We start from the raw sequence: 25,023 nt of genomic DNA, 5'->3' as shown, positions 1-25,023 counted from the left end.
TTCTATGAATCCCACAATGATTCTTAATGGTCGTCTAATAATGCTCAGAGATCTGGGTCACGTCAATCGTCAGAGCCGACGAATACGACAGACACGTCGTCGCCCACGCGTCACGAGCCGGCCGGCGGCAGAATCGCCGCGCGGGTGATCGCGGCCCGCTGCGCCGCGCTGAGCACCCAAAGGGGTGGGCGCCGCTCGACGAACGCGGCGGTGCCCTCCGTGTGGTCCGAGGAGCCGCGCAGGACGTCCATCGCCTCCGCGGTGGCCCCCCAGCCCAGCTGCTCCCCGGGCTCCTCGATCCGTTCCAGCCCGCGCAGGATCTGGGCCACCGACTCCGGTGCACTCGTGATCGCATCCAGCGCGATCTCGAAGGCCGCGCGGAGCACCGCTCCGGGCTCCACCAGCCGATTGACCAGTCCCAGGTCGTAGGCGCGCGCGGCATCCAGACGGGCACCGGTGAGCATCATCTCGACAGCCACGTTGCGCGGCAGCCGCGCCGGAGCGCGCAACAGTCCGCCCGCGCCCGGCAGCCGTCCCCGAGCGCCCTCCGGCAGCGCGAACCAGGCGTTGCGCGAGGCCACCACGAGATCGGCCGCGAGCACCATCTCGAAGCCGCCGCCCAACGCAGGCCCGTCGACCGCGGCGACGAGAGGCTTGGTCCGGGAGCGCCGGATCATGCCGTACTGCCCGCCATCGGCGGTATGCGGCCCCGCGCCCAGGACGAGATCGCTGCCGGCACAGAAGAAGTCGCCGGTCGCTGCCAGCACGCTGACCCGCAGGCCGGGATCCGCCTCCAGCCGGGCGAACGCCGCCTCCAGTCCGAGGGTCATCGCCGGGTTCACCGCGTTGCGCTTGTGTGGTCGGTCGAGGGTGATCTGCAGAACCGGTCCGACCGCCCGGACATGGACCACGTCGCCGGGCCGTCCCTCCTCCGCACGAGAATCAGTCATCGAAGGGCTCGGGCCAGTCCAGCCAGGTGGTCAGTGCCCGCCCGGCGACCAGGGCGCGCTCGGCCTCGCTCAGCGCGGGGAGACGCGCGGTGAAGACGTCCGACAACTCGGCATAGGGCACCGCCAGCCGCGACAGATCGGATCCGAAGAAGACACGCGCGGCGCCGAAGGACTCCACCAGCCGGTAGATCGCCGCGGTGATGGAGGGGAACGGGTGCGGCTCGCGCACGAAGCACGGCAGCGCCGACGCCTTGACCGCGATGCCGGGATAGCGGGCCAGGGCAGCGAGCGGAGCCACCGCCTCGGGCAGGGGAGCCTCGGCGGTCTCGACGGCGGCATGGTCGACGGCGATCTTCAGACCCGGAAACTCCTCGGCCAGTCCGGCGTAGAGCCCGTAGCGACCGGGGGCGTAGATGCTCAGGGGCACGCCGTAGCGCTCTGCCGCCGCGAAGAAGCCGCTGCGTCGCGCCGCTTCCAGCGTCCCCTCGACGTCGCCGCGGTTGAGCGACATCCTGATGGCCCGCATCCCCGTGATGTCGCGCCACTGCGCCAGCCGCTCGACCGCTTCCGGGTCGCCGGTGGCGAAGCGGCAGATCGCGCCGAAGCGCGCCGGGTCGGCCGCTGCCACCTCGAGCACGTAGTCGTTGCGCGATCCCTCCCAGGTCGGACCGAGCAGGAGAGCACCGCTGACCCCGGCACCGGCCATCTCGTCCAGCACCTCGGGCACCTCCAGCGGAACGGGCCGCTGCGGCTCGATGGCGTCGAGGGGCCACGGACGGTCCGGCGTCGAGGCCTTCCAGACATGGATCTGAGCGTCGATCAGTCGAGTTGGAGTCATGATTACAGGATCATAGCGTCATCATTTGATCAAGAGAAGGATCTCAGAACGCGATACCCTGCCAGGCCCGTCTGCTGAACGCCAACGGGTCCTGCACCAGCGAGTCGGTGAGGTCGAGGCGGCAGAACGTCCTGTCCTCGCCATATGCCGGCCAGCCGGGCTCGCCGGTGGTGACGAACGCGACCCAGGCGCCGTGCATCCGGGCGGCCAGCTCCCGCGGCGCGTCGGCACCGCGCAGCTCGATCCCCCAGGGATCGTCCAGGGTGTCGAAGACGAAGGGGACCTCGAGTGTGTGGCAGGCGCCCAGCCCGCCCTCGAACGTCGTCGGCCGCCAAGCGAATTGGTAGGCGTACGACGCCTTCCCGGCCGCCTGCCGAGCCTCGAGGAGCCGGTCGGTGGGGGCGATGCAGAACCAGTCCGATTGCACCGCCACGAACAGCTCGGCCGGCGTCGCCTCGGGCAGCTGCTCGCGGTACGTCGCGAGCATTGCACCCGGGTCCTCGCACAGCCTCGCCGTAGTGGCGGTGAGGACCTGGGCGGTCATCGCGTCGGCCAGGCCGGTGGGTGTGACGAAGAGCCCGTACTCCTCGGTGTTCACCCCGATCAGCAGGTCGACGTCCGCGGCGGCGCCGGCCGCGATCGCGTCCACCGGGTGCTCGGGCAGGAAGTCGCCGTCGACCACGGGCTGGAACACCAGCCGGCGGAACTCGGCGAAGCGCGGGTCCTGGCCGGAGGTCAGCCGGGTGATCACCGCGTTGGTGGCGGTGTGCAGCTCCTCGACCGGGACCTTTGTCAGGGCAGGGGCATTCGCCTCGACACCGAGTTCGAGGCCCAGCTCGGCGGCGACGGTCTCGGCCTGTTCCCGCGAGTGCACGTGATGCCCGGTCCCGCTCTGCGAGATGGCCCGATGGAAGAGGCCACGCGCGCTGGGGACTGCGAGCAAAGTGCACACCGCCATCGCGCCTGCGGATTCGCCCGCGATGGTCACCTGTCCGGGGTCCCCACCGAACGCTGTGATGTTGTCGCGGATCCACTCCAGCGCCGCGACCTGGTCGCGCAGTCCGCGGTTGGTAGCGGCATCGGGAAGCAGCGCGAAGCCCTCCACTGCCAGCCGGTAGTTGATCGTCACGGCGAGTACGCCGTCGCGTGCGAACGCCGTACCGTCGAAGGCCGTGGTGGAACCGGCGCCGGTAGCGAATCCGCCGCCGTGGATGAAGACCAGCACCGGTGCGGTGCCCTCCAGATCCGGCGACCAGAGGTTGAGGTTCAGGCCGTTCTCGCCCTGCCGGTGCGGGTCCGGTAGCAGGGCGTCGATCACCGCGGACCGCTGCGGCGGGGTGGAGACGGTCGGCCCCCAATCGGTGGCGTCCGCGATTCCGTAATGCGGCACCGGAGGGCGCGGGGCATCGAAGCGGGCCTCGCCGACCGGCGGTGCAGCGTACGGGACCCCCTTGAAGGCCCAGCCGCTGCCGGTGCGCGCGCCACGGAAGGCGCCCTGCGCGATGCTCACCACCCTCGTCTCGGCCGCTTCGTCCACCACTGCCGTCTCCACCTCTGACATCGGTCGCCTCCCTGTCGTGCTCGTGCCGCGGTCTTGCTGCGCATCGCGCTTGTACTTATTTTGCTATTATGTACAACTATTGCAGAAGTCGCGCTGAGACGCGACCGGCCTCCGCCGGACCGAGACCTGTCCGCGGCGGGCGCTCGATAGGCATTCGCGAAAGGTAGCGCCACCATGACCCTGGACGAGACGACTCGACTCCGGCTCCTCACCGCACCCGACGGGGCGTTCCCCTTGACGGAGATCGCCGTCGACGGCGTGCGCCTGGAGATGTTCGACCGCGATCCGCGCACGATGCGCGACGCCTTCCTCGCCACCCGGGAGCACCGGAACCGGACGGCGGTCGTGTACGGCGAGGAGCGCTGGACCTACGAGGACCAGTGGCAGGAGGTCGCGGCGCTCGCCCACGCCCTGCGCGACGAACTCGGCGTGCGCAAGGGCGACCGGGTCGGCCTGGCCATGCGCAACTACCCGGAGTTCATCTTCACCTTCTGGGCTACCCAGCTGCTCGGTGCCGTGCTGGTGCCGTACAACGGCTGGCTCCGCACCCGCGAACTCGCCGACCTGGTCGCCGAGTCGCGACCGGTGGTACTGGTGGCCGACCGCGAGCGCGTCGCGCTGCTGGCCGAGGAGGACCTGGCCGCAGGCGGGGTACGCGCCGTGATCGGGGTCCGAACCGAGGACGCCACCGTCACCGAGCACGGACGCAACGCGGTAATTTCCTACGCCGACCTCGTGCGGCGCGCCGGTCACCCGACCGAGCCGCCGGCCGAGGAGGTCCTCCCGGAGGACCCCGCCACGATTCTCTACACCTCGGGCACCACCGGAAAACCGAAGGGCGCGCTGCACCGCCACCGCAACCACTCGGCTTCCCTGCTCAACAAGCTCATCCGCGCCGTGCGGGTCGTGCCTGCGACCGCCACCGAGCCGCTTCAGGTCCTGCCGCCGGCACCGTCGACGAAGCTGATGACGTTCCCGATGTTCCACATCGCCGGGATGAACACGCTCTACACGGCGGCGTACTCGGGCCACACCCTGGTGCTGATGTACAAGTGGAACGCCGAACTGGCGGTCGAGCTGGTCGAGCGCGAGGCGGCCAACGAGATCGCAGGACCGCCGTTCGTCATCCAGACCTTCCTCGACGCCGTCGCAACCACCGAGCGCGACCTGAGCAGCCTGCGCATCATCGGGATGGGTGGCTCGGCAGCTTCCCTCCAGGTCGTCGACGCCATACGGGAGCGCTTCGGCGACCAGATCACGCCCCGCACCGGGTACGGCCTGACCGAGACCACCTCGGGTGTCCTGTCCATTCCGGCCGGCGACTTCGCCCGTCATCCCGACAGCGTCGGGCGCACGCTCCCCACCGTGCAGGTAGCCATCCTGGACGAGGACGGTCGCTCTCTCCCGACCGGCGAGGTGGGTGAGATCGCGATCTGCGGGCCTCAGGTCGTCAGCGGCTACTTCGACCTGCCGGACGCCGAGGACTTCCGCAACGGATGGTTCCACACCGGCGACCTCGGCCGGATCGACGAGGAGGGCCTGGTCTACATCACCGGTCGCCTCAAGGACGTGGTCATCCGCGGCGGCGAGAACATCTACTGCGCCGAGGTCGAGGCCGCGCTCAACGCACATCCCGACCTACTCGAGGCAGCCGCATTCGGCGCGCCGCACGCCGCGCTCGGCGAGGAGCTCGTCGCGGTCGCACGTGTCCGGCCCGGCAGCCGCCTCGAACCGGAGGAGCTGCGCACCTTCGCCGCCGAGCGGCTGGCCGCCTTCAAGGTGCCGGCACGGATCGCGATCGTCGATGCCGAGCTTCCCCGCACTCCGAGCGGCAAGATCGTCAAACGCGACATCGCCACCACGCTCGACGTCGCCGACCTGCTCAATCCCGTCGATGCCTGAGATCCCGGGCGCGGAGCTGCGCTGGAGCATCCGGGCCAGCTTTCTGCGCTATGTGGCGGCGCTGCCGGACGCACGGGCGTCGGTGTCCGACGGCGCGCGGATGACCCGTGACGACCCGCAGCTCGTCGTCTATCCGGCGGACCCGGACGCGACCACCGCCTCGACGTTGGCCTTCCGCGGCGACCTGCGGCTGTCGGGTCATGGCGGGCTGCTCTTCGTCCGCCTGGCCGGGCCGCGTATCGAGCTGGGCATCGACGGCGGCACGGCGGTGCTCAGCGTCGAGGACCCGACCTCCGAGGATGGGACCGGGCCGCGCCTGCCGCTCGTCACCGTGACCATGACCCGGACCGAGGCCGGCTGGTCCGGCTCGGACGCCGCGCTCACCGCGGACGGCGTGGCGCTGTTCAACCACGTCTACCCCGCCGGTGCTCCGTTCGACCCGCTCGAGATCGTCACCACCGCCACCGCGGCCCACTTCGTTAGTTGAGCGCCCTGGATCCTCGTCGAGGCGGGGATCCAGGGCGCCGGGGGCGAAAGTCCCGCTCAGACCTGCTCGGGTTCGGGAGTGTCGACGTTGAAGACGATGCTGTTGCCGCCGTCGACGGTGATCGTCTGACCGGTGACGTGGCCGGCCAGCGGCGAGCTCAGGAACAGCAGCACGGCGGCGATGTCCGAGGGATAGGCGACCTTGCGCAGCGGTGTCTTGTCCACGTTGGCGACCACGAGGTCGTGGGTCCAGCGCGGGTTGGTCTGTTGCCGCGGCGTGCGCACCAAGCCCGGGGCGGCGGCATTGACCCGGACGCCCAGCGGACCGAGTTCGACCGCGGACGTGCGTACCAGCGACATCAGTGCCGCCTTCATCGCGCCGTACGCGCTGGTCTTCGGAGCGCTGGTCATCCCGGCGACCGAAGCGACGAAGGAGATCGAGCCGCCGGTGCCGGTCCGCTCCCAGAACCGGCCGGCGTACGTGAGCGCGAGGTACGCGTGCTTGAGCACGATGTCGACGTGGAACGTCCAGTCGTCGTCGGTCAGGTCGACCAGCGACTTGTACATTGCCAGTCCGACGATGTCGACCACGCCGTCCAGCCGGCCGCACTGCTCCTCGACGAAGTCGAAGAGCGAGGCCATGGCCTCGCGGTCGGTGATGTCTCCCGTCCAGGCAAGGCCGCCGACCTCCGCGGCGACAGCGGCGGCGCGTTCCTTTTCGCGATCCACGCAGACGACCGTCGCGCCGTTGGCCGCCAGGGCCCGGCATGCCTGCAGGCCGATGCCGAACCCGCCGCCGAGGACCACGTGGACCTCACCGTCCAGGCGCAGCATCGACGCGTAGTCCGGGCTCCAGTCCGCGTCGCGGTCCACCCACTCGGTCACTTCGCGGCCACCGTGGTGTGCGCGACGGTCTGTTCCGGGTCCTGATCGGGATCCGCCGAGGATTCCCGCTTGCGCCACTGGACAGCGCCGTCCTCGACGGTCGCGTGGGCGACCCGGCCGCCGTGGATCTCCGCCCAGTGGGCGTGGTTGATCTGGTGCAGGCTGAAGCAGGCCTGCAGTGCGTTGTGGAAACCCATGTTGTCCTGGGTCTGGTTGACCGCTTCCTTGATCATCAAGGAGGTCATGGTCGGCCGCTTCGCGATCTCGCGGGCGTAGTCGAGCGTGCGCTCCACCAGCTCGTCGGCCGGGAAGATCTGTTGGACCATGCCGATGCGGTGGGCCTCCTCGACCGTGACCTCGCCGCCGGTGAGCATCAGCTCCTTCGTTCGGCGCAGGCCGAACTCCCAGGGGTGGGCGAAGTACTCGACGCCGCACATACCGAGCCGGGTGCCCACCGGGTCCGCGAACGTCGTGCCCTCGGCGCCGACGATCAGGTCGCACGACCAGGCGAATGTGAGTCCCGCCGCATGCACCGGTCCCTGCACCGAGCAGACGGTGATCTTGCGCAGGTTCCGCCACCGCAGCGAGTTCTGGTAATAGAAGTGCCACTCCTGGGTCATCCGCTTCTCAGCACTGACCTTGGTCGCTCCGTGGCTCTGGAACGTCGGGTGCTGATCCGGACCGGCCTCGCGCTCCAGGGCCCTGTCGGGCGTGCCCATGTCGTGCCCGGAGGAGAACGTCATACCGTTGCCGGCCAGGATCACCACACGCACGGTGTCGTCGGCCTCGGCGCGGAGCATCGCCTCGTCGAGCTCGACGAGCAGGCTGCGGTTCTGGGCGTTGCGGTAGCGGGGACGGTTCAGGGTGATCCGCGCGAGGACGCCTCCGTCCAGCTCCTCATAGGTGATGAACTTGTACTCCGACATGAGCGTCCTCTCCGGCGCGACGACCGTGTCGCCCCATTCTTCGATCGAAACATAGAAACAACATAATTGCGGTCCTACTTGACCGCGATCGGGTTCAACGGCGAGCCGACGGCTCCCGTCACCGTCAGTGGCTGGGCACTGAGGAAGAACTCGTAGATGCCGTCTGCGGCGCAGTCGGCGGCGAGCTGATCGAGGTCCCACATCTCACCGATCAGGACACCGGCGTTGACCAGGAAGATCACGTGCAGCGCGAACTTCGCCTCCGGCAACGACTCGCTGGGGACCGACTCGAGTCCCCAGGTGTCGGAGGCGACCGCCGCGATCTTGCGCGGGAGCAGGTAGTCGGCCGCGCTCACGCCCAGCCCCGGCGCGGGACCGGCGGCGTAATCGCCCCAGTGCTCCTCGCCTTCCTCGCGCCGGCGTCGCATGTGCCCGGTGCGGATCAGCACGATGTCGCCCTCGCCGATCTCGACGCCCTGCGCCTCGGCGCAGGCCTCCACGTCGACGTCCTGGATCGCCGCCTCGGGCTCGAGCCAGTCGACGCCGAAGAAACGCGGAAAGTCGAGCAGCACACCGCGGCCCACCACCCGGTCGCTCACCTGGGCGATGCTGTTGTGGACGGCCCCCTGGCTGGTCACCGTCTGCGGACCGTGACCGTTGTAGGTGACCCCGTCGTAGAACACATGGCAGAAGGCGTCCCACTGGGTGGCGCACTGCAGCGGCATGTAGATGCCGTCGTCGGTCGACTGCATCCCGTGCTGCGCGTTGTCCCAGTCGGCCAGCAGGTCGCCACCGTGCTTGTACATCACGTGCTGCGGGTTGACCCGTGCCGACCGCGCCGGCATCGGCCCGTTCCGGTCGAGCGGGATGGCCAGGGAGAACGACTTCCCGGCGCGGATCAGCGCACCGGCAGCGGCTCTCCGCTCCCGCGTGATGTAGTTGAGCGAGCCGGCCTCGTCGTCACTCCCCCAGCGCCCCCAGGTGCGGTAGCGCTGGGCGATCTCGTCGAGTTGGGCCTTGCTGTAGCTGCGCCGGGGCGAGACAGTCGGGCGAGTGCTGATCGTCTTCTCCATTCTCTGCGTCGGGTCCGGGTCAGCCGCCGATGCCATACGTCTTCATGTTGGCGAACTGGTCCATGCCACTGCGCCCGAGTTCACGGCCGACACCGGAGCGCTTGGTGCCACCGAAGGGCACCTCGGTCGGCGAACCCAGGAAGGCGTTGATGCCGACACCACCGGTGTCGAGGCGTGCGGCGATCCGCATGGCCTCCTCCTCGGCGCCGAAGACGGCGCCGCCGAGACCGTACGGGTTGTCGTTGGCGAGCGTCACGGCTGCCTCCGCGTCGGCGACCCGGAAGATCATCCCGAGCGGGCCGAAAGGCTCCTCCTTGTAGACCCGCATCTCCGGCGTGACACCTGCGATGACGGCAGGCCTGAAGTACGACCCGGGGCCGTCGACCTTGCCGCCCGCGAGCAGCACCGTCGCGCCCTTCGCGATCGCGTCCTCCATCTGTTCCTGCAGCAGGTCGGCCGCAGCCTGGCTCGACATGGGGCCCACGGTCGACTTCTCGTCGAACGGGTCGCCGAGAACCTGCCCGGCGAACGCAGCGACATACTTCTCGGTGAACTCGTCGGCGATGCCGTCGGTCACGATGACACGCTTCGGCAGCGCGCAGGCCTGGCCCCCGAGAACGAGGCGGCAGGCCGCCGCGGTGCCGGCAGCGAGGTCGACGTTGGCCGAGTCCAGCACGATGAACGCGTCGGACCCACCGAGCTCGAGGACGACCGGCTTGATGTGCTTGCTCGCCTGGGCGCCCACGGCCGAGCCCGCGCGGTCGGAGCCGGTGAGGGTCACAGCGCGGACGCGGTCGTCGGCGATCAGGGTCGAGCACTGGTCGGGGGTGGCGAGGATGGTCTGGTAACAACCCTCGGGGAACCCGGCCTCGCGGAAGATCTCGTCGTACATCAGCGTCGAGCCGGCGCAGATCTCGGCAGGCTTCACCAGCACGGTGTTGCCGAGCATCAGGTTCGGTGCGGTCGCACGCATCGCCTGGTAGAGCGGGGCGTTCCACGGCTCGATGCCGAGAACGACACCGACTGCCTCCCGCCGCAGGATCACCTTGGCGAAGCCGGGAACCTCGATCAGCTCGTCGGCGAGCAGTTCCTCGCCGTACTTGGCGTAGTACCGGAACATGTCGACGGCACCACTGCCCTCGGCCAACGAGTGTGGCAGCACCTTGCCCATCTCCAGGGTCGCCTGGTGGGCGAGTTCGGGGAGTTTCGCCTCGATCAGGTCCGCGACCGCGAGGAAGAGCGCGACCTTCTCCGAGATCGGGACGTCGCGCCAGACGCGGTGGGCCGCATGCGCGGTCGCCAGCTTCGCCTCCAGATCCACGTCGTCGACGAAGGCGAACTCTCGCAGCAGCTCACCCGTGGCGGGGTTGAGAGTTCGGTATGTGCGCTGGGCGGGCATCGTGGCAGTCACGTGGTCCTCCTGTGGACGGGTCCGTAATTAGCTTTCAACACTAGTACAACAAGACTTAAAAAGGTATGTTCCCTTATTGAAACTCGTCAGCCCGGCAGCGCCCGGGATCTCTCTCCTTCCGGAGGTGCGCATGGACATCAACCTGCTCGACCCGGCCCACTACGTGAACGGCCAGCCCTATGAGCTCTATCGCCATCTGCGCGAGACCGACCCCGTGCACTGGCACGAGGAGTCCTACGGCGGACCGGGCTACTTCGCCCTGACGCGCTACGCCGACATCAAGGCGGTCGAGACCGACTCCGCGACGTTCGCGAACGCACCGACAACGCTGATCAACGACGACGCTCGCGCCGGCGACGAGACCCATCAGCATCTGATCTTCTCCGACCCCCCGCACCACACCGAGCACCGCAAGTTCCTCAGCCCAGAACTGAGCGTGCTCGCGGTTCGCACGGGAGATGACCGCCTTCAGGAGCTGGTCCACGACATCATCGACAGGGTCATCGAAAAGGGCGAGTGCGACTTCGTCGAGGACATCGCCGGCCGGATGGCCAGTTTCGTCATGGCCGACCTCATCGGGCTGCCGCGCGAGCAGTCGCTGGTGATGTTCGACGCCGCGGCCGTCCTCGCCAGCGGCGCCGACACCTCGAAGGGCCGCGGCCTCGAGGCGGCGACGATCATGTACCAGTGGGCCGACGTGGCCCGCAAGGAGCGGCTCGAGAGCCCCCGTGACGACATGCTGACCCGGATCGCGCACGGGGAGGTGCTCGGCATCCCGTTCGACGAGTTTCAATTCCAGCTCGACTTCCAGCTCCTGGTCAGCGCAGGCAGCGATACCTCGCGCAACGTGCTCGCGACGGGCATGCTCCGGCTCTTCGAGAACCCGGACCAGTACCGCGCCCTGGTGGCGGACCCGAGCCTCGTTCCCCAGGCCGTCGAGGAGATGCTGCGCTTCGACCCGCCGATCGTCTTCCAGCGCCGGACGGTGACGCGCGACACGGAGATCGATGGCGTCGCGATCCGAAAGGGCCAGAAGGTGGCGAGCTACTACGGCGCCGCGAACCGTGATCCCGCCGTCTTCTCCGATCCCGACACCTTCGACATCCGCCGCTCCCCCAACCCGCACCTCGCCTTCGGCGCAGGCAGGCACTTCTGCCTCGGCACGCACCTCGCGCGGGCCGAACTGGTGGCGATGTTCACCGCGCTGGTGACCCGGATGCCCGACCTGCGTGCGACCGGTGACACCGTCTGGCACGAGTCGCCCGAGACCCCGTCCGTAGTCGGCCCGACGGCGATTCCGGTGGCGTTCACTCCCGGCGTCCGACTGGGCAGCGCCGCACTCATCTGACATCCGGCTTCCACCCATCCAAATTATGTTTGTAGTGAGGCAACTCACCTGCTCTAATTATGCTAAAGCGAGTAGGTTGGTTGCCGTCACTGCCCCCGGCTGCGAAGGATCACCATGACAACCGCGCCCCCTGCGACCGCCAGCGAGACCCTGGTCGAAGAGACCGCCCGCCAAGTGGTGGCCGAGCATCCGCCGGCCACCACCCCGCTGCCCGAACTGATGGGCGCGTGGTACGACGCCGGCCTCACCTGGGTACATTTCCCCCTCGGACTGGGTGGGCTGGACGCACCGCGCTCGCTGCAACCGCTCGCCAACCGGATCCTCCGCGAGGCGGGCGGCCCCGAGCCTCGCACCGTCAACACCATCGGCTACGGCATCGTCGCCGGCACCATCCGGCGCTATGCCGACACCGAGCAGGCCGCTCGCCTGCTGCGCCCGCTGGCCACCGGCGAAGAGAAGTGGTGCCAGCTGTTCAGCGAGCCCGGCGCCGGCTCCGATCTCGCCGGCCTGGCGACCCGCGCCGTACGCGAGGGGGACGGCTGGCGGATCAACGGCCAGAAGGTGTGGAACAGCCTCGCTCACCTCTCCCGCTGGGCCATCCTGCTGGCCCGGACCGATCCCGACCTGCCCAAGCACAAGGGCCTCACCTACTTCATCGTCGATATGCAGACCCCGGGCATCGAGGTCCGGCCGCTGCGCCAGCTGACCGGACGGGCCTCGTTCAACGAGGTCTTCCTCGACGACGTCTTCATCCCGGACAGTCAGCGCTTCGGCGAGGTCGGCGAGGGCTGGATCGTGGCCAACAGCACCCTCGGCGACGAACGGACCTCCTTGGGTGACCGCGTCGCCGCCCGCGGCAGCGGCGCCATCGCCGACGCCCTCGCACTGTGGGCCGCCCACCCCGAGCGGCACACCCCGGTACTGCGTGAGCGTCTGGTCCGGCTGTGGGTGCGGGCGGAGAGCCAGCGGCTGACCGGAAACCGGGCCCGCGTGGCCGCCACCAAGGGCGTGATCGGTCCCGAGAGCGCCATCATCAAGCTGCTCAATTCCGAACTCGCACAACATGTCTACGAGTTCTGCATCGAGTTACTCGGACCCGAGGCGACGCTGATCGACACCTACTCCCCGGATGCGCCCGACGACGAGAGCGGGCCGACAGCGATCCAGCGCAAGTACCTCCGTTCCCGGGCCACCACCCTCGAGGGCGGGACCTCGGAGATCATGCGCAACGTCATCGGCGAGCGCGTCCTGAAGCTCCCGCAGGAACTGCGCGCCGACAAGGGCATTCCGTGGAAGGACATCCCCCGATGAGCGCGACCCCGACCACCCCCAGCTTCCCCACACGACAGGCAGGCCGATGACACAGGAGTTCGAGTTCAGCGACGAGTTGGTGGAGCTGCGCACCATGGTGCGCGACTTCTGCCGGGAGTTCTCCCCCGAGGCGGTCGTACGCGAAGCGATGGAGAGCGACACCGGCCACGACCGGGCGCTGTGGCGACGGTTCGGTAGCGAACTCGGCGTGCTCGGGCTCGCCGTTCCCGAGGAGTACGGCGGCGACGACGCCGGTCTGGTCGCGCAGGCCATCGCTGTCGAGGAGATGGGGGCCGCTCTGGTGTGCGGCCCTGTTCTCGGCACCGTTGCTCTGGCGATGCCGGCCCTCGCCGCGCTCACCGACGACGACGTCAAACGCGAATTGCTTCCCGAGCTGTGCTCCGGCGCGAAGCTCGCGACGCTGGTCGCGCCGCTCTCCGACGGCACGCTCGACGTCGACGCCGTCACCGTGACGGCGACGACCACGGACGGCGCCTGGCGGCTGGGCGGTGAAGTCACGCAGGCCCCCGACGCCGGCACCGCCGACCTGCTCCTGGTCGTGGCGACCACCGACGAGGGACCTGCACTGTTCGCGGTCGCAGGCGATGCCGCGGGGCTGACGCGTACGCCGCTGACCACCCTCGACCTCACCCGCCGTCAGGCCGCACTCTCGTTCGCCGGAACTCCGGCACGGCTTCTGGCCACCGGCGCCGAAGCGCTCGGTGCTTGTGCTCGCGCCGCTCTGGTCGCCGGCGTGCTGCTCGCCGTCGAGCAGGTCGGTGGCGCCCAGCGGATGCTCGACATCACCGTGGCGCACGTGGCCAACCGCAAGCAGTTCGGTCAGGCCGTGGGCGCGTATCAGGCGGTCAAGCACCGGTGCGCGAACATGCTCATCGCGGTGGAGACGGCGCGGTCCGCGGCCTACCACGGTGTCTGGGCGCTGCAGGACGGCACCGACGACCCGCAACTCGCGGCGAGCCTGGCCAAGGCGGTGGCAAGCGAGTCCTACGCGTGGGTCAGCACCAGCGCAATCCAGATGCACGGCGGGCTCGGCTTCACCTGGGAAGGCACCCCGCAGCTCTACTTCAAGCGCGCTACCACCGACTCGCTCACCCTCGGCACCGCCGAACAGCACTTCGACCGGATCGCTGGACAGGTGCTCGACGGGCTCGTGCGGGCCTGAGGTCCCGTCGCCCAACACAACCTGTACCGGCTCCCTGAGCCGGTACACGCAGCGAGGAGAAGAGAAGACCGTGGAGTACGACTACGTCATCATCGGGTCAGGCGCGGGTGGCTCCGTGCTGGCAGACCGGCTCTCCGCCGGCTCCGACGCGAGCATCCTGGTCATCGAGGCAGGCGGCAGCGACCGCAACCCGATGCATCTGGTCCCGAAGGGCTTCTTCTTCACGATGCACTCGGACAAGTACGCCAAGAGGTTCGACGCCGGGCCGTTCGGGCCCAACGACTCGATCGATGCCTGGTGGCGCGGCCGGGTGCTCGGCGGCTCGACCACGATCAACGGTCTGGTGTGGAACCGCGGGTGGGCGGGAGACTTCGACCGCTTGGTCGAGGACGGTAATCCCGGCTGGGGCTGGGACACCTTCCTGGCCGCCTACCGGGAGATCGAGTCGTTCCAACTCGGGGCCTCCGAACTTCACGGCGCCGGCGGCCCGGTGAGCGTGGAGATCACTGCGCCCGTCGAGCCGGTGTCGGAGGCGTTCATGGCCTCGTCCGCCGCCATCGGCGCGACGCGGGTCATCGACATCAACGGCTCCGACCTGGAGCGCGCCGGCTACACCCAGTTCTCCACCCGTCGCGGGCTACGGGTCACGGCGGCAACAGCATTCCTGCGTCCCGCGTTGCGCCGACCGAACGTGACTCTGATGACCCGCACCGAGGTCGCCCGCATCCTCTTCGACGGCACCCGCGCTGTCGGCGTGCTCGCGCGGCACCGGGGCGAGAAGGTGGAGATCAAGGCCCGCCGCGAGGTACTGGTCTGCGGCGGCTCACTGGACTCCCCCATCTTGCTGGAGCGCTCGGGCATCGGCCGCGGCGACGTGCTCGCTGCCGCGAGCGTCAAACAGGTCGCGGAGAGCCCGAACCTCGGCGAGCGGCTCAACGAGCACCGCGGACTGCGGTTCATGTACAAGCTGAACGGGCGCACCGCAGCCGAGAACGGTTTCAACCCGCTCGTCGGCAGCTCCGTAAAGCAGATGACCCAGGGAGCCAAGTACCTCGTCCGCCGGGACGGCATCATCTCGCAGGGGTCGGCCACCTGTCTGCTCTACTTCAAGGCGGACCCCACCTCGGACAGGCCCGACACCATCGGCTTCTTCAACCCGATCTCGATGAAGGCCCCCACCATGCACAACGACAAGCTCGCGGTGGACGACGAACCCGGTCTGATGCTGGCGGCGTACCCGTTGCGCCCGACAAGCCACGGCAACATCCACATCACCGGCCCGCACCCGGGCGATCCGGTGGCGATCCAGCCCAATTTCCTCGACACCGAGGACGACCGGCGGATCCTGTCGAAGGTCGGACCGCGGGTGCGTGAGCTGTTCGCCAGCGGTCCGATCGCCGACCTGGTCACCGAGGAACGCGTTCCCGGTAGCGGCGTCCGCACCGAGACCGACTTCGAGCAACTCGGGCTCAACGCGGGCTCCTCGGGTTACCACCCGCTCGGCAGTTGTGCCATCGGGCCGAACGCGGACGATGTCGTCGATGCCCGGCTGCGCGTGCGCGGGGTCGAGGGCGTGCGGGTGGTCGACGCCTCCGTCTTTCCCCGTCAGCCCTCGGGCAACACCTCCGCACCCACCCAGGCGCTGGCCTGGCACGCGGCCAAACTCATCCTGGAGGATGCGTGAGCTCTGCGTCCTCGACGGCGCGATGATCGGCGCGCCCGTGCTGACACGGGCGCGCCGCTCCCTCATCCGCGCGTGACCTCGTCCCTCACCCGTCGAGTCTCCTTCCACTTCATGAAGACTCGACGCTCGGTGATCCGCCATCCTGCGTCCGTTCGCGCCAGCGTGTCCTCGTAGGCGCCACCGCCGGACACCCGCACGATCTCGCCCTCGCTCTCCCCGCGTCGCCCGGTCTCCATCTGATAGTGGGAGAAGGCTTTTGCGGTGTCGCCCGCGAGCTCGATGACCGTGTTGTACAGCGGATGCTGCGCGAACAGCCATGCCGGGTCTGGCTTGCTGAGACGCTCGCGCATCTGCGCGGGAGTCTCGCGCTTACCCCCCATCGGCGTGAAGTCGATCGCCGCGTCGGCCGCGAAGGCCAGATCCCATTCCTCCCAGCGGCGTTCGTCGAGTCCGATTGCGTAGTGGCGCAATGCTTTCTCGATATCGAGACGGTCCTGCAGTTGATCAGCCATGTTCAGTGTCTCCTCGTCGTGGCTCGGTGTGGTCATTGGGCTCAGTGTGGCCATTGGATGGTGAAGTACTGCGTCTCGAGGAACTCCTCGAGACCGGCGCGGGCGCCCTCGCGGCCGAGGCCACTCTGCTTCATGCCACCGAACGGCGCCGATGGATCGGAGACGAGTCCGCGGTTGATGCCGACCATTCCGGCATCGATCCGCTCGGAGATCCGCAGTGCACGACCCAGCTCACCGGAGACGACGTACGCGGCCAGTCCCATCTCGGTGTCGTTGACCAGGCGCAGCATCTGCTCCTCGTCGGTCCAGGTCACGATCGGGGCGACCGGCCCGAAGATCTCCTGGGTGACCACGTCGGCATCGGGCGCCACATCGACCAGCACCGTTGGTGCGTAATAAAAACCGGCGTCGTCCGGCGTCGCGGCGCGGTGGCTGACGCGGGCACCGCCTGCCACCGCGCGCTCGACCAGGCCGCCGACCTCCTCGACGGCACGAGCAGAGATGAGTGGGCCGATGTCGTGGCCCTGCGCCGCGGGGCCGACGCTGAGCTTCTCCACCGCGTTGCCGAACCGCTCGGCGAATTCGTCTGCGACAGCGGCATGCACGTAGAAGCGGTTCGCGGCGGTGCAGGCCTGCCCCGCACCGCGGAACTTCGCCACCATCGCGGCCTCGACGGCCAGTTCGAGGTCGGCATCGTCGGTAACCACGAACGGCGCGTTGCCGCCGAGCTCCATCGAGGCGTTGAGCACACGGTCGGACGCCTGGCGCAGCAGGGTGCGACCGACTTCCGTCGAACCGGTGAAGGAGATCTTGCGCACGCGTGGATCGGAGAGCCACGTCGAGACGAGAGTGCCTGACCGCTTGGTCGGGACGACGTTGACGACCCCGGCGGGGAGACCGGCCTCGACCATCAGCCGAACGACGGCGAGGGTGGTCAGCGGAGTCTCCGAGGCCGGCTTCAATACGGTCGTGCAGCCGGCCGCGAGTGCCGGTGCGAGCTTGCGGGTGGCCATCGCTGCCGGGAAGTTCCAGGGGGTGACCAGCGCCGCGACGCCGACGGGCTTGTGCGTGACGACGGTGCGGGTCCCGCCGGCCGGCGCGACGCCGTAGTCGCCGGCGGTGCGCACGCCCTCCTCCGCGAACCAGCGGAAGAACTCCGCCGCGTACGTCACCTCGGCGCGCGCGTCCGCGAGTGCTTTGCCGTTCTCGGCACTGATGAGGGCAGCCAGTTCCTCGCGGTCGCGCAACATGAGTTCGTACGTACGGCGCAGCAGTTCCGAGCGCTCGCGCGGGGCCGTTGCGGCCCAGCCCGGAAGCGCTTCGGCTGCGGCATCGACGGCGGCGGTGCCGTCGGCCTCGTCGCCGTCCGCGATCGTGGCGACAACGCTGCCGTCGGCCGGGTCCAGGACGTCGAACTCGCCCGCGCCACCCGCCCGCCAGACGCCTCCGATGAACAGGCCGTTGTGGATATTTGCATTACTTGAAGTCATATCAACATTATTCACAACATAATTGCCTTCGTCCAGGTGCAACCTCGTCACCCACCGGCTTACCTTGGCGCCTGCCCATCTATCGAACGATGCCAACCGTGGCAGGATTACTACAAGACGAATAGAAGATCAGAACCCGGGGTTCTGTTCGGACGCAGATCCGCTCGTGAATAGGATGAGGGCCATCATGCAGAGCCAACGCGACGAGTCCATCTCGATCGCACTCGAGCGACTCGCCCTGACCCTGGGCGAGAGCGGCGCCGTGCCCGTCGCCGAGCTCGTCCGTGCCCTCGAGCGTGCGGCGGAGCGGCTGCGCACCAAGTCGGTCGCCGACGAGGAGGAACCAATCGACCTGGTCACCCAGGCGGACGCATCGCGTGCTGTGGGGGTCAGCCGCCAAGCGGTCAACCAGTGGGTGCGTAACGGCGTGGTGCGCTCCTATGCCGGTTCGGGCACCAGCGGCCGCTACGGCCCGATGGTGTCGCTGGCCGAGATCGCGATCGCTGCCAACCGCCGGACCCGCGACGTACCGTTCTCGAACAGACGGCGCCGAGAGCTGGTCGACTTCCTCGGACTGATCGCTCGGAGCACGGCGGCCCCGGTCGCAGCGGAGATCCTGCGCGCGCTCGAGGACGACGGCTACGAGAGCCGCACCCCCGAGAAGACCCGGGTTCTGGGCGAGTTCGTGACGGCGTCGATGGGTCTGGGCGACCAGCAGCGTGAGTTCACGCCCGAGGGGCTCCGTCTGCTCTCCCAGCTCGAACCTGCGATCACCGTCGACACTGACTCGCCGTTCGGGCGGTTCACGGACTCACTGGGGCTGCTGATTCACTCGTCGGGCGGCAAGGCAGGCTTCGACTCTCCCTCGACCGCGCTGCTGTCCATGTTCGGCTGTGCGACCGTCGGCGCGCTCTACTCCGGCGCCGACGCGGGGATCGGTCGCGACATCGCCGATGCGGCGCAGGAGGTGTGGGGAGAGGATTGGGTCGAGCGAATGCTCGATGCCGTCTTCCACCTCGGCGAACTGCGCCGCTCGCCGCTGACACGGTTCACCGCCTCATTGACGTACCTGGACAACAACCGATTCCTGCGCAACGCCCAAGCGGCCGGAGTGAGCATCGCCTACTCGCGTGGGCCGGGCCCGTTGCTCCCCCACCGCTTGTATGGCGGCCCGATCTTCCGGGACATGATGGCGGACGCGGGACGGCGCACCACCCCCTGGGGCTTCTCGCCCGCCTCCGCGCAGGTGGGGCGTCCGGCCGAACTCGAGAGCGGGCTCAACCCGTTCCGCGTGATGAATTACGAGTTCGGGCTGCTCGACCCGCACGTGCACGGCATTCGCCGCTACTGCTTCTCGACCACGGATGCCCGGCGTGACCTTCGGGCGTACGTCGAATCGCTCCACGGGAGCGAGCGCGAGCGCTACGTCGGATATGCCGTCGACGGCCTCGCCCGCACCTTGCAGCAGCAGAACATCGAGTTGGCCGCGATCGATTCCGAGCAGGATTTCGACTGGTGGAAGGACCACATCATCCGCTCCTCGGAGCAGGAGATCCTGCTCGGTCTGCGCGACGAGCGCGCCCGCAAGGTCGCGCACGCCCTGCTGGTCTCGACGAGTCTGCTTCCCGAGGTGGTCAGCGCCGCGCACACCGACGGCGCGTTGCGCGACCGGCTGCGGATCTATGTGAAGAACCTCGAGTTCGACGTCATCGACGCGCGCTACCGCGACGACCTACGCCGCGGTGCGTCCCGTGTCATCAAGGGTGGCGGTGTCGCCTTCGACGAAGCCAAAGCCACCGAGGCCGCGACGGCAGAGATTCAGGCGATGCTCGCCTGATCCTCGGACTGCCGCTCGGGACCCACCCTCACGAGGCGCTTGCCCAGGTGCTCGCCTGCGAGCATCCCCAGGAAGGCCGACGGTGCGTTGACCAACCCGTCCACCACGTCCTCGTGATGGACCACGTCGCCGGCGCGGAGCCAGTCCGCGACCTCGCGCTCGAAGGTGGGCCGCAGGTGCTCGAAGTCGCTGAACACGAACCCCCGCAACGTGATGCTCCGTGTCACGAGCCCGGACATCAGGCTGTCGGCGTCGGTATCGAGACCTGTCGACGCCGCGCTGTACGCCGAGGCGACGCCGCAGACCGGCACCCTCGCGTGCCGGTTCAGGCGGGGCCAGACCGCCTGCCGGACCCGCCCGCCGACGCTCTCGACGTAGACATCGATACCGTCCGGCGTGGCATCGGCGAGACTGCTCTCGAAGTTCGGATCGCGGTGGTCGAGGGCGACGTCGAAGCCTGCGGCACGCAGCCAGCCGACCTTGCGCTCGCCACCGGCGATGCCGACGACGCGGGAGCCGTCCAGGCGGGCCATCTGCCCGGCCAACGATCCGACGGTCCCGGTCGCGGCGGCGACGACGACCGTCTCCCCCGGACGCGGCCTGCCGATCTCGCGGATGGCGGCGTACCCGGTCAGTCCGGGCATGCCCCGCACACCCAGCGCTGTGGAGACGGGTGCATCAGCAGGGTTCAGGCGCCGGACGGCGGTCGCCGGAGCAACGGCGTACTGCTGCCAGCCGGTGGCTGCGGCGACGACGTCACCCGGCACGAAGCGCGGGTCCCGACTGACGACGACTTCCCCGACGGTGCCACCCTCCATCACCGCGCCGAGGGCGACCGGCGGACGGGCGGAGGAATGCGATGCCGAGGAGCCCATCCGGCCGCGGAGGTAGGGATCGAGCGACAGATACAGCGTGCGCAGCAGCAGCTGGCCCTCCGCCGGCTCCGGGATCGGGCCCGAGGTCACCGCGAAGTCGTCCGGTCGGGGTGCGCCGTCGGGACGTGCTGCGAGCACGATCCGGGTCTGGGTCATCGTTACCTCGCGGTGGGTTGTCGGGAGCCTCACCGCGAGGCGGTGGGCACTCAGTCGGCGGAGCGGGCCGCCACGGCGTCGTCCCCGTGCGCCGCCGAGCTGAGCGGCTGGGAGAGCAACTCGGCGATCTGATTGCGCGCGATCTCGAGGCGTCGGGCGTACTGGTCGCGCTCGGCCGCGATCTGGTCGGTCGTGGTGCTGGCCGCCGGTGCGGTTTCGCGCTGGGCCTCCGCGGTGGCCGACAGCAGCTCGGCGACCAGTGCCTGCGCGAGCCGCTTGTAGTCGAGTTCGATCGTGGGCAGGCCCGAACCGGTGATCACCGTGGTCTGACCCGTCGAAGCCCTTGCTTCGGACGAAGGCATCACCGGGACGCCGATCCCCTCGATCTTGTAGGTGCGCTTGCCGCTGATTTCCCGCTCGATCTCGCCGTCGCGGTCCATGGCGGCGATCAGCTGAATGAAGGCGACAGCGGATCCCGTGTAACCGACAGCGTCCTTCAGCAGGCTCGTGGCATAGCCCGACGGGTCGACGATCGGACCCGAGGTTGCGAGGTACTGCCGGATGCGCGTGCGCGCAGTGCGGTCTCGTGACATTGCTCCTCCAATGATGCATCGCCCATGGCCGCCCCCGTGCCGCCGGTCGGGCGACGCGTATGGAATCCAGCCATCAGCACAATAACACATCAACTTAAGGATTAGTACAGCAATGGACCCGCCTACAGCCGCCGACCGACCGCACCACAGTGGTCAGCTGCGCTGGGCCAGCACCTCCAGCCCTACGTCGAGGGTGCGCAGTCCGGTCACCGACGCGAGCTCCAGCACCTCCAGGATCGCCTCGGGACTGACGCCGATCTGCAGCGCTTCGCGCATGTGCTTGCGCAGCCCGTCGACGTAGTGCTGAGGGCTCACCGCGTCTATGGCGATCGAGAGAAGGTGCTTGATCCCGTCGTCCAGCACTGACTCCTGCTCCCACGGAAGGTCGATGAAGCGCACCCGTGCCGTGAAATAGTCCGGGTCCATGCGGAGAATCCCTTCATAGATCCGATTGAGCGGACGCGGCCGCGGACCCGTGGTCTCCAGCGCCCGCTGTAGCTGACGCTGACGCACCGTCTGCTCGGGCAGCGCAAGGCCGGCCAGCTCCATCTCCTCGATCAGCAGAGGAAGACCGATCGAAACGGTGTGCAGACCGATGGAGCAGGCGATCTCGAGGGTGCAGAGCACCTCGGCCTCGCTCGCGCCATCGGCAAGGGCCTGGTCGATGGCCGAGGCGATGCGCGGCTCGTCGGCCTGGGGGATGACCGACTCGACGGCCAGAACAATCAACGCGCGCACCGAATCAGGGAGCAAGCCAGTTCGGTGGGGATGGCCCACCAGTTCCTCGGCCGCCCGGGCAAAGGCGGGGTCCATACGCTCCAGCAGCGCTGCGGTCCGCAGATGGCGGGAGAGGTAGCCGTCGCTCGGACGCTGCGCGGCTCGGGTGGACACGGTGCTCATCTGCTCCTCGTTCTGATGCTGTCGACACAGTCTCCCTGACTAAGCAAAAGTTGTCAATGGCATCACTTGACGGACACAGAATGACGACATAGCGTGCGTGACGGCGGTTACATCAGGGTCGCTGCAACACGACGAGAGAAGGCGCACCATGGCCGACGAACGAATGATGTTGATGGCCGGAAAGGTTGCTTCCCTGCTACCCGAACCGCCGGCCTCGCATGACGCGTTCGGCTATCTGGCGTGGGAGGAGCTCGTGCTCGCTGCGGCCCAGCGGCTTCGCGCTTACCTTCCCGATTCGGCGTTTCAACGCCCGGTCCGGCTTTCGTGTCTGTCCCTCTCGCCCGAGACCGGTCGCCTGGCCGCCGGCTCACTCACGGCGCTCGCCGGCCTGCTGGCGCACGAGGTCGACACGGCCTCGTGCGAGGCGCTGCTGCTTCAGGCCACCAAAGCCTGGCAAGCAGCGGCCGCGACCTCCGTGCCCGCGCTCGCACGCCGCGCCTGACCGGAAGCACCGGCCACCACCAACACGCAGCAGAAGCCCCGCGTCTGTCGAGACGCGGGGCTTCTGCTGCTGTTGTGTGCTGCGCGTGCTCAGACGCGGGCGTCTCGCCAGCGCGCCGACGGCACTTCGACCTCGACGTCGGTCGTCTGCAGGCCGAATTCCGCTGCCACAAGCGCGGTGTCGGCACCGGGGATGGGAGCGCCTGCAGGGGCAAGGTCAGGATCGGCGCTGAGTTTCAACGGCGCATTCGCGACCTCGATACCGTCGACGAGGTCGACGTCCGACAGCCGGAGCCGCATCCCGCGCGCGATCGCCTGCGGGTGCGAGAACGCCTCCCCGACGCTCAGTACGACGGCGCCGGGAAGCTTCAGTGAGTAGTAGAGCGCCTCCCACTCCGGCGCCGTGCGTCCCAGGAAGCTGGGCTCCACGAGCGCATAGAGGTCGTCCTCGTTCTCCCGGCGCAGTGGCTCGGTGACGAACCGCGGGTCCTCGATCCACTCGGGGTGACCGGCGGCCTCACAGAACTTCGCCCAGAATTGCTGTGTGATGCAGATCGTGAACCATTTGTCGTCGGCGGTGCGGAACACGCCGAAAGGCAGCGAACCGCTGCCGCCGCGGCGCGGCTCGGGCACGAACTCCTTACCGACCGTGACCGCCTGGGGAGCGCGGTACGACAGGAGCGCGACCTGTGAGTCGAAGAGGCTGATATCGAGCCGCTGGCCGTGGCCGCGCAGGCTACGTAGTCGCAGTGCGCCGAGCGTTCCGAGGGCCGCGAACATCGCGCCGGTCAGTCCGCCGATCGGGTTCCCCCAGCGGATCGGTACCTCGGGGCGGGTGTGGTCGACGGTGATACTCATGCCGCCGCCGAGAGCCTGGATGGCGTTGTCGAACGCCGGATAGGCGCTCCACGGACCGCTGTGCCCGAAGCCGGTGATCGAGGTGGCGATCAGCTTGCCGTTCTTCGCGCTGAGCGTGTCGTAGTCCAGGCCGAGGCGCTCGAGTACACCGGGACGGTAGTTGTCGATCATCACATCGGCGTGGCCGGCCAGACCGAGGAGGAAGTCGAGCCCCTCGGGCGTCTTGAGGTCGGCGACGACGCTCCGCTTGCCACGGTTCAGCCCCGCCCGGAAGGACGCCTCGCGGCTCTCGTCCGGGTAGGGCTCCATCACCTGGCCGAACGGACGCTCGACGCGGATCACGTCGGCACCGAGGTCGGCCAGTAGTTGGGCGGCGAACGCCTTGCTGGGCTCGTCGCCGTTCATCTCCAGGACTGTCGTGCCTTCCAGCGGCCGGCCGATCTGCCGGGAAGGCTCGGTTGCGCCGGACGGGATCACCCGCTCGCGAAGCGGCAGACTTCCGCGATCGTCGCCGCAGTGAATCACGCCTGCGCCGGCGAGCCGGTCCAGTTCGGGCCCGTCGAGCCCGAGGAGGGTGCGCAGCACCATCGCGGTATCCGCGCCGACCTGGCGTGGCGCCCGCCACGTCGAGACGTCGCTGAACTTCAGTGAGTCGCCGACCACGGTTGCGGTTCGGCCGAACTCGTCGGTGATGTCGACGGACATGCCACGTGCCTGGACCTGCGGGTGACGGAAGACGTCGGCGACTCCCGTCACCTTTCCGCAGACCACGCCGGCCGCCATCAGGTTCTCCTGCCACCAGTCGGCGGGGCGCTGCTTGAACACCTCCTGCAGCAGCGCGACCAGTTCCTCACGATGCGCGTGCCGTGCCTGTCCGGTGTTGAACCGCTCGTCGGTGAGCAGATCGGGCCGGTCCATCACCCTGGCGGCGGCGGGCCACATCCGCTGGCTGATGCACGTGGCGACCCAGCCCTCGCTGCACTCGAAGTTGCCGAAGGGAACCGTTCCCTGGCCGCCCTCGAAGGGCGCGGGCAGAGGCTCCTGGCCGAAGGTCAGCGCCTGCGGCACGCGATAGGTGTTCAGCGCGAGCATGACGTCGAGCATGGAGACGTCGACGTGCTGGCCTGCGCCGGTCCGATCGCGATGGATCACCGCTGCGACCAGGCCGATCGCGCTGAAGATGCCCGCGAAGAGATCGCCGATCGGGATTCCCCAGCGCACGGGGGGCGTGCCCTCGTCGAGCCGGGTGTAGTTCATCGTGCCGCACATCGCCTGCACGATCGGGTCGTAGGCCGGCATCGTGGACCACGGTCCGTCACCACCGAAGCCGGTGAGCGAGCACGTGATGATCGCCGGATTGAACTCGAGCAACGACTCGCGGTCGACCCCGAGCCGCCGGGTGACCCCGGGACGGAAATTGTCCACGACGACATCGGCCTGCGCCACCATCTCCTGGAAGAGCCGGCGTCCCTCGTCGGACTTGAGGTTGATGGCGACCGAGTGCTTGTTGCGACTCAGTCCCCAGTTGAAGGCCTCGTCCTCGCTGAGTCGGGTGTGATCGATCTTCGCGGCCGAGCCGGGCGCGGGGACCGACTCGACCCGGATCACCTCCGCACCGAGATCCGCCAGGAGCAGGGAGCCGAACGGACCCGAGACGACCCGGCACAGGTCGAGGACCCGCAGCCCGGACAGAGGGGCTGACGGCGATGATGTCGGAACGGTCGCTGAAGCATTCATAATGCT

Annotated in this window: 21 protein-coding genes; 8 read left to right on the top strand and 13 right to left on the bottom strand. The window is 68.7% G+C overall.

Features of this window, described 5'->3' with window-relative positions:
• Positions 1 to 110: 110 nt before the first annotated feature.
• The 3 genes from MLGJGCBP_RS20120 to MLGJGCBP_RS20110 are packed head-to-tail and all read right to left on the bottom strand — an operon-like array spanning position 111 to position 3,349.
• Complete coding sequence (locus MLGJGCBP_RS20120; protein WP_160097712.1) at positions 111 to 950, bottom strand: enoyl-CoA hydratase-related protein; 840 nt, start codon at positions 948 to 950, stop codon at positions 111 to 113.
• Positions 943 to 1,788, bottom strand: coding sequence for an amidohydrolase family protein (locus MLGJGCBP_RS20115; protein WP_160097711.1), 846 nt, complete (start codon positions 1,786 to 1,788; stop codon positions 943 to 945). Before MLGJGCBP_RS20115 ends, MLGJGCBP_RS20120 begins: the two co-directional genes overlap by 8 nt.
• Before the next feature lie 43 nt (positions 1,789 to 1,831).
• On the bottom strand, positions 1,832 to 3,349 hold the full coding sequence (locus MLGJGCBP_RS20110) for a carboxylesterase/lipase family protein (RefSeq protein WP_160097710.1): 1,518 nt from the start codon (positions 3,347 to 3,349) through the stop codon (positions 1,832 to 1,834).
• Positions 3,350 to 3,523: 174 nt separating this feature from the next.
• Between MLGJGCBP_RS20110 and MLGJGCBP_RS20105 the strand changes: the two genes are divergently transcribed.
• Positions 3,524 to 5,251 (top strand): class I adenylate-forming enzyme family protein, encoded by a 1,728-nt coding sequence (locus MLGJGCBP_RS20105; RefSeq protein WP_160097709.1) that lies wholly within the window; start codon positions 3,524 to 3,526, stop codon positions 5,249 to 5,251.
• A complete protein-coding gene (locus MLGJGCBP_RS20100) occupies positions 5,244 to 5,738 on the top strand; it encodes an HtaA domain-containing protein (RefSeq protein ID WP_160097708.1) in 495 nt (164 codons plus the stop codon). The genes MLGJGCBP_RS20105 and MLGJGCBP_RS20100 overlap by 8 nt, the downstream gene beginning before the upstream one ends.
• Positions 5,739 to 5,794: 56 nt before the next feature.
• On the opposite strand, the gene MLGJGCBP_RS20095 is transcribed toward MLGJGCBP_RS20100, so the two are convergent.
• From MLGJGCBP_RS20095 to MLGJGCBP_RS20080, 4 genes are all read right to left on the bottom strand, one after another.
• Positions 5,795 to 6,622, bottom strand: a complete 828-nt coding sequence (locus tag MLGJGCBP_RS20095) for an SDR family NAD(P)-dependent oxidoreductase (protein ID WP_201453140.1) — start codon at positions 6,620 to 6,622, stop codon at positions 5,795 to 5,797.
• Entirely contained in the window at positions 6,619 to 7,548 is a 930-nt protein-coding gene (locus MLGJGCBP_RS20090; RefSeq protein WP_160097707.1) for an enoyl-CoA hydratase, read from the bottom strand. Before MLGJGCBP_RS20090 ends, MLGJGCBP_RS20095 begins: the two co-directional genes overlap by 4 nt.
• Before the next feature lie 74 nt (positions 7,549 to 7,622).
• Positions 7,623 to 8,657 carry a cyclase family protein gene (locus MLGJGCBP_RS20085; RefSeq protein WP_236581217.1) on the bottom strand — a complete coding sequence of 345 codons (1,035 nt, stop codon included), beginning with the start codon at positions 8,655 to 8,657 and terminating at the stop codon, positions 7,623 to 7,625.
• Positions 8,641 to 10,032, bottom strand: coding sequence for an aldehyde dehydrogenase family protein (locus MLGJGCBP_RS20080; RefSeq protein ID WP_236581216.1), 1,392 nt, complete (start codon positions 10,030 to 10,032; stop codon positions 8,641 to 8,643). Before MLGJGCBP_RS20080 ends, MLGJGCBP_RS20085 begins: the two co-directional genes overlap by 17 nt.
• 130 nt (positions 10,033 to 10,162) lie before the next feature.
• On the opposite strand from MLGJGCBP_RS20080, the gene MLGJGCBP_RS20075 reads away from it, so the two are divergent.
• From MLGJGCBP_RS20075 to MLGJGCBP_RS20060, 4 genes are all read left to right on the top strand, one after another.
• Positions 10,163 to 11,380, top strand: a complete 1,218-nt coding sequence (locus MLGJGCBP_RS20075) for a cytochrome P450 (RefSeq protein ID WP_160097706.1) — start codon at positions 10,163 to 10,165, stop codon at positions 11,378 to 11,380.
• A gap of 114 nt (positions 11,381 to 11,494) precedes the next feature.
• Positions 11,495 to 12,691 (top strand): acyl-CoA dehydrogenase family protein, encoded by a 1,197-nt coding sequence (locus MLGJGCBP_RS20070; RefSeq protein ID WP_160097705.1) that lies wholly within the window; start codon positions 11,495 to 11,497, stop codon positions 12,689 to 12,691.
• Between the two features lie 46 nt (positions 12,692 to 12,737).
• Entirely contained in the window at positions 12,738 to 13,874 is a 1,137-nt protein-coding gene (locus MLGJGCBP_RS20065; protein ID WP_160097704.1) for an acyl-CoA dehydrogenase family protein, read from the top strand.
• A 70-nt stretch (positions 13,875 to 13,944) separates the two neighbouring features.
• Positions 13,945 to 15,558 carry a GMC family oxidoreductase gene (locus MLGJGCBP_RS20060; RefSeq protein WP_160097703.1) on the top strand — a complete coding sequence of 538 codons (1,614 nt, stop codon included), beginning with the start codon at positions 13,945 to 13,947 and terminating at the stop codon, positions 15,556 to 15,558.
• A gap of 62 nt (positions 15,559 to 15,620) precedes the next feature.
• Here MLGJGCBP_RS20060 and MLGJGCBP_RS20055 read toward each other — a convergent pair whose 3' ends face one another.
• Positions 15,621 to 16,070, bottom strand: coding sequence for a nuclear transport factor 2 family protein (locus MLGJGCBP_RS20055; protein ID WP_160097702.1), 450 nt, complete (start codon positions 16,068 to 16,070; stop codon positions 15,621 to 15,623).
• Positions 16,071 to 16,111: 41 nt separating this feature from the next.
• Positions 16,112 to 17,560 carry an NAD-dependent succinate-semialdehyde dehydrogenase gene (locus MLGJGCBP_RS20050; RefSeq protein ID WP_160097701.1) on the bottom strand — a complete coding sequence of 483 codons (1,449 nt, stop codon included), beginning with the start codon at positions 17,558 to 17,560 and terminating at the stop codon, positions 16,112 to 16,114.
• A gap of 187 nt (positions 17,561 to 17,747) precedes the next feature.
• On the opposite strand from MLGJGCBP_RS20050, the gene MLGJGCBP_RS20045 reads away from it, so the two are divergent.
• Entirely contained in the window at positions 17,748 to 19,397 is a 1,650-nt protein-coding gene (locus MLGJGCBP_RS20045; protein WP_160097700.1) for a hypothetical protein, read from the top strand.
• Here MLGJGCBP_RS20045 and MLGJGCBP_RS20040 read toward each other — a convergent pair.
• From MLGJGCBP_RS20040 to MLGJGCBP_RS20030, 3 genes are all read right to left on the bottom strand, one after another.
• Complete coding sequence (locus tag MLGJGCBP_RS20040; RefSeq protein WP_160097699.1) at positions 19,379 to 20,428, bottom strand: NADP-dependent oxidoreductase; 1,050 nt, start codon at positions 20,426 to 20,428, stop codon at positions 19,379 to 19,381. The two genes, MLGJGCBP_RS20045 and MLGJGCBP_RS20040, sit on opposite strands and share 19 nt — an antisense overlap.
• Positions 20,429 to 20,478: 50 nt before the next feature.
• Positions 20,479 to 21,021 carry a hypothetical protein gene (locus MLGJGCBP_RS20035; RefSeq protein ID WP_087557831.1) on the bottom strand — a complete coding sequence of 181 codons (543 nt, stop codon included), beginning with the start codon at positions 21,019 to 21,021 and terminating at the stop codon, positions 20,479 to 20,481.
• Positions 21,022 to 21,174: 153 nt separating this feature from the next.
• Positions 21,175 to 21,921, bottom strand: coding sequence for a carboxymuconolactone decarboxylase family protein (locus tag MLGJGCBP_RS20030; RefSeq protein ID WP_160097698.1), 747 nt, complete (start codon positions 21,919 to 21,921; stop codon positions 21,175 to 21,177).
• Between the two features lie 148 nt (positions 21,922 to 22,069).
• On the opposite strand from MLGJGCBP_RS20030, the gene MLGJGCBP_RS20025 reads away from it, so the two are divergent.
• Entirely contained in the window at positions 22,070 to 22,423 is a 354-nt protein-coding gene (locus MLGJGCBP_RS20025) for a hypothetical protein (protein WP_160097697.1), read from the top strand.
• A gap of 89 nt (positions 22,424 to 22,512) precedes the next feature.
• Here the strand turns inward: MLGJGCBP_RS20025 and MLGJGCBP_RS20020 are convergent, their stop codons facing one another.
• Positions 22,513 to 25,017, bottom strand: a complete 2,505-nt coding sequence (locus MLGJGCBP_RS20020; protein WP_160097696.1) for a CaiB/BaiF CoA transferase family protein — start codon at positions 25,015 to 25,017, stop codon at positions 22,513 to 22,515.
• Between the last annotated feature and the right edge of the window lie 6 nt (positions 25,018 to 25,023).

It is taken from the genome of Rhodococcus sp. T7 (genome assembly GCF_009872365.1).
Classification (GTDB): Bacteria; Actinomycetota; Actinomycetes; order Mycobacteriales; family Mycobacteriaceae; genus Rhodococcus_F.
Note: the sequence above shows the minus strand (reverse complement) of the source record. Positions and strands in the feature narration are given on the sequence as shown.

Excerpts from the sequence above, each read along its gene's own strand:
- MLGJGCBP_RS20065 (WP_160097704.1), top strand. The coding sequence starts at position 12,738 with ATGACACAGGAGTTCGAGTTCAGCGACGAGTTGGTGGAGCTGCGCACC.
- MLGJGCBP_RS20090 (WP_160097707.1), bottom strand. The coding sequence starts at position 7,548 with ATGTCGGAGTACAAGTTCATCACCTATGAGGAGCTGGACGGAGGCGTC.
- MLGJGCBP_RS20100 (WP_160097708.1), top strand. The coding sequence starts at position 5,244 with ATGCCTGAGATCCCGGGCGCGGAGCTGCGCTGGAGCATCCGGGCCAGC.
- MLGJGCBP_RS20115 (WP_160097711.1), bottom strand. The coding sequence starts at position 1,788 with ATGACTCCAACTCGACTGATCGACGCTCAGATCCATGTCTGGAAGGCC.
- MLGJGCBP_RS20085 (WP_236581217.1), bottom strand. The coding sequence starts at position 8,657 with ATGGCATCGGCGGCTGACCCGGACCCGACGCAGAGAATGGAGAAGACG.
- MLGJGCBP_RS20035 (WP_087557831.1), bottom strand. The coding sequence starts at position 21,021 with ATGTCACGAGACCGCACTGCGCGCACGCGCATCCGGCAGTACCTCGCA.
- MLGJGCBP_RS20105 (WP_160097709.1), top strand. The coding sequence starts at position 3,524 with ATGACCCTGGACGAGACGACTCGACTCCGGCTCCTCACCGCACCCGAC.
- MLGJGCBP_RS20045 (WP_160097700.1), top strand. The coding sequence starts at position 17,748 with ATGCAGAGCCAACGCGACGAGTCCATCTCGATCGCACTCGAGCGACTC.
- MLGJGCBP_RS20055 (WP_160097702.1), bottom strand. The coding sequence starts at position 16,070 with ATGGCTGATCAACTGCAGGACCGTCTCGATATCGAGAAAGCATTGCGC.
- MLGJGCBP_RS20030 (WP_160097698.1), bottom strand. The coding sequence starts at position 21,921 with ATGAGCACCGTGTCCACCCGAGCCGCGCAGCGTCCGAGCGACGGCTAC.
- MLGJGCBP_RS20050 (WP_160097701.1), bottom strand. The coding sequence starts at position 17,560 with ATGACTTCAAGTAATGCAAATATCCACAACGGCCTGTTCATCGGAGGC.
- MLGJGCBP_RS20040 (WP_160097699.1), bottom strand. The coding sequence starts at position 20,428 with ATGACCCAGACCCGGATCGTGCTCGCAGCACGTCCCGACGGCGCACCC.
- MLGJGCBP_RS20110 (WP_160097710.1), bottom strand. The coding sequence starts at position 3,349 with ATGTCAGAGGTGGAGACGGCAGTGGTGGACGAAGCGGCCGAGACGAGG.
- MLGJGCBP_RS20070 (WP_160097705.1), top strand. The coding sequence starts at position 11,495 with ATGACAACCGCGCCCCCTGCGACCGCCAGCGAGACCCTGGTCGAAGAG.
- MLGJGCBP_RS20075 (WP_160097706.1), top strand. The coding sequence starts at position 10,163 with ATGGACATCAACCTGCTCGACCCGGCCCACTACGTGAACGGCCAGCCC.
- MLGJGCBP_RS20025 (WP_160097697.1), top strand. The coding sequence starts at position 22,070 with ATGGCCGACGAACGAATGATGTTGATGGCCGGAAAGGTTGCTTCCCTG.
- MLGJGCBP_RS20120 (WP_160097712.1), bottom strand. The coding sequence starts at position 950 with ATGACTGATTCTCGTGCGGAGGAGGGACGGCCCGGCGACGTGGTCCAT.
- MLGJGCBP_RS20020 (WP_160097696.1), bottom strand. The coding sequence starts at position 25,017 with ATGAATGCTTCAGCGACCGTTCCGACATCATCGCCGTCAGCCCCTCTG.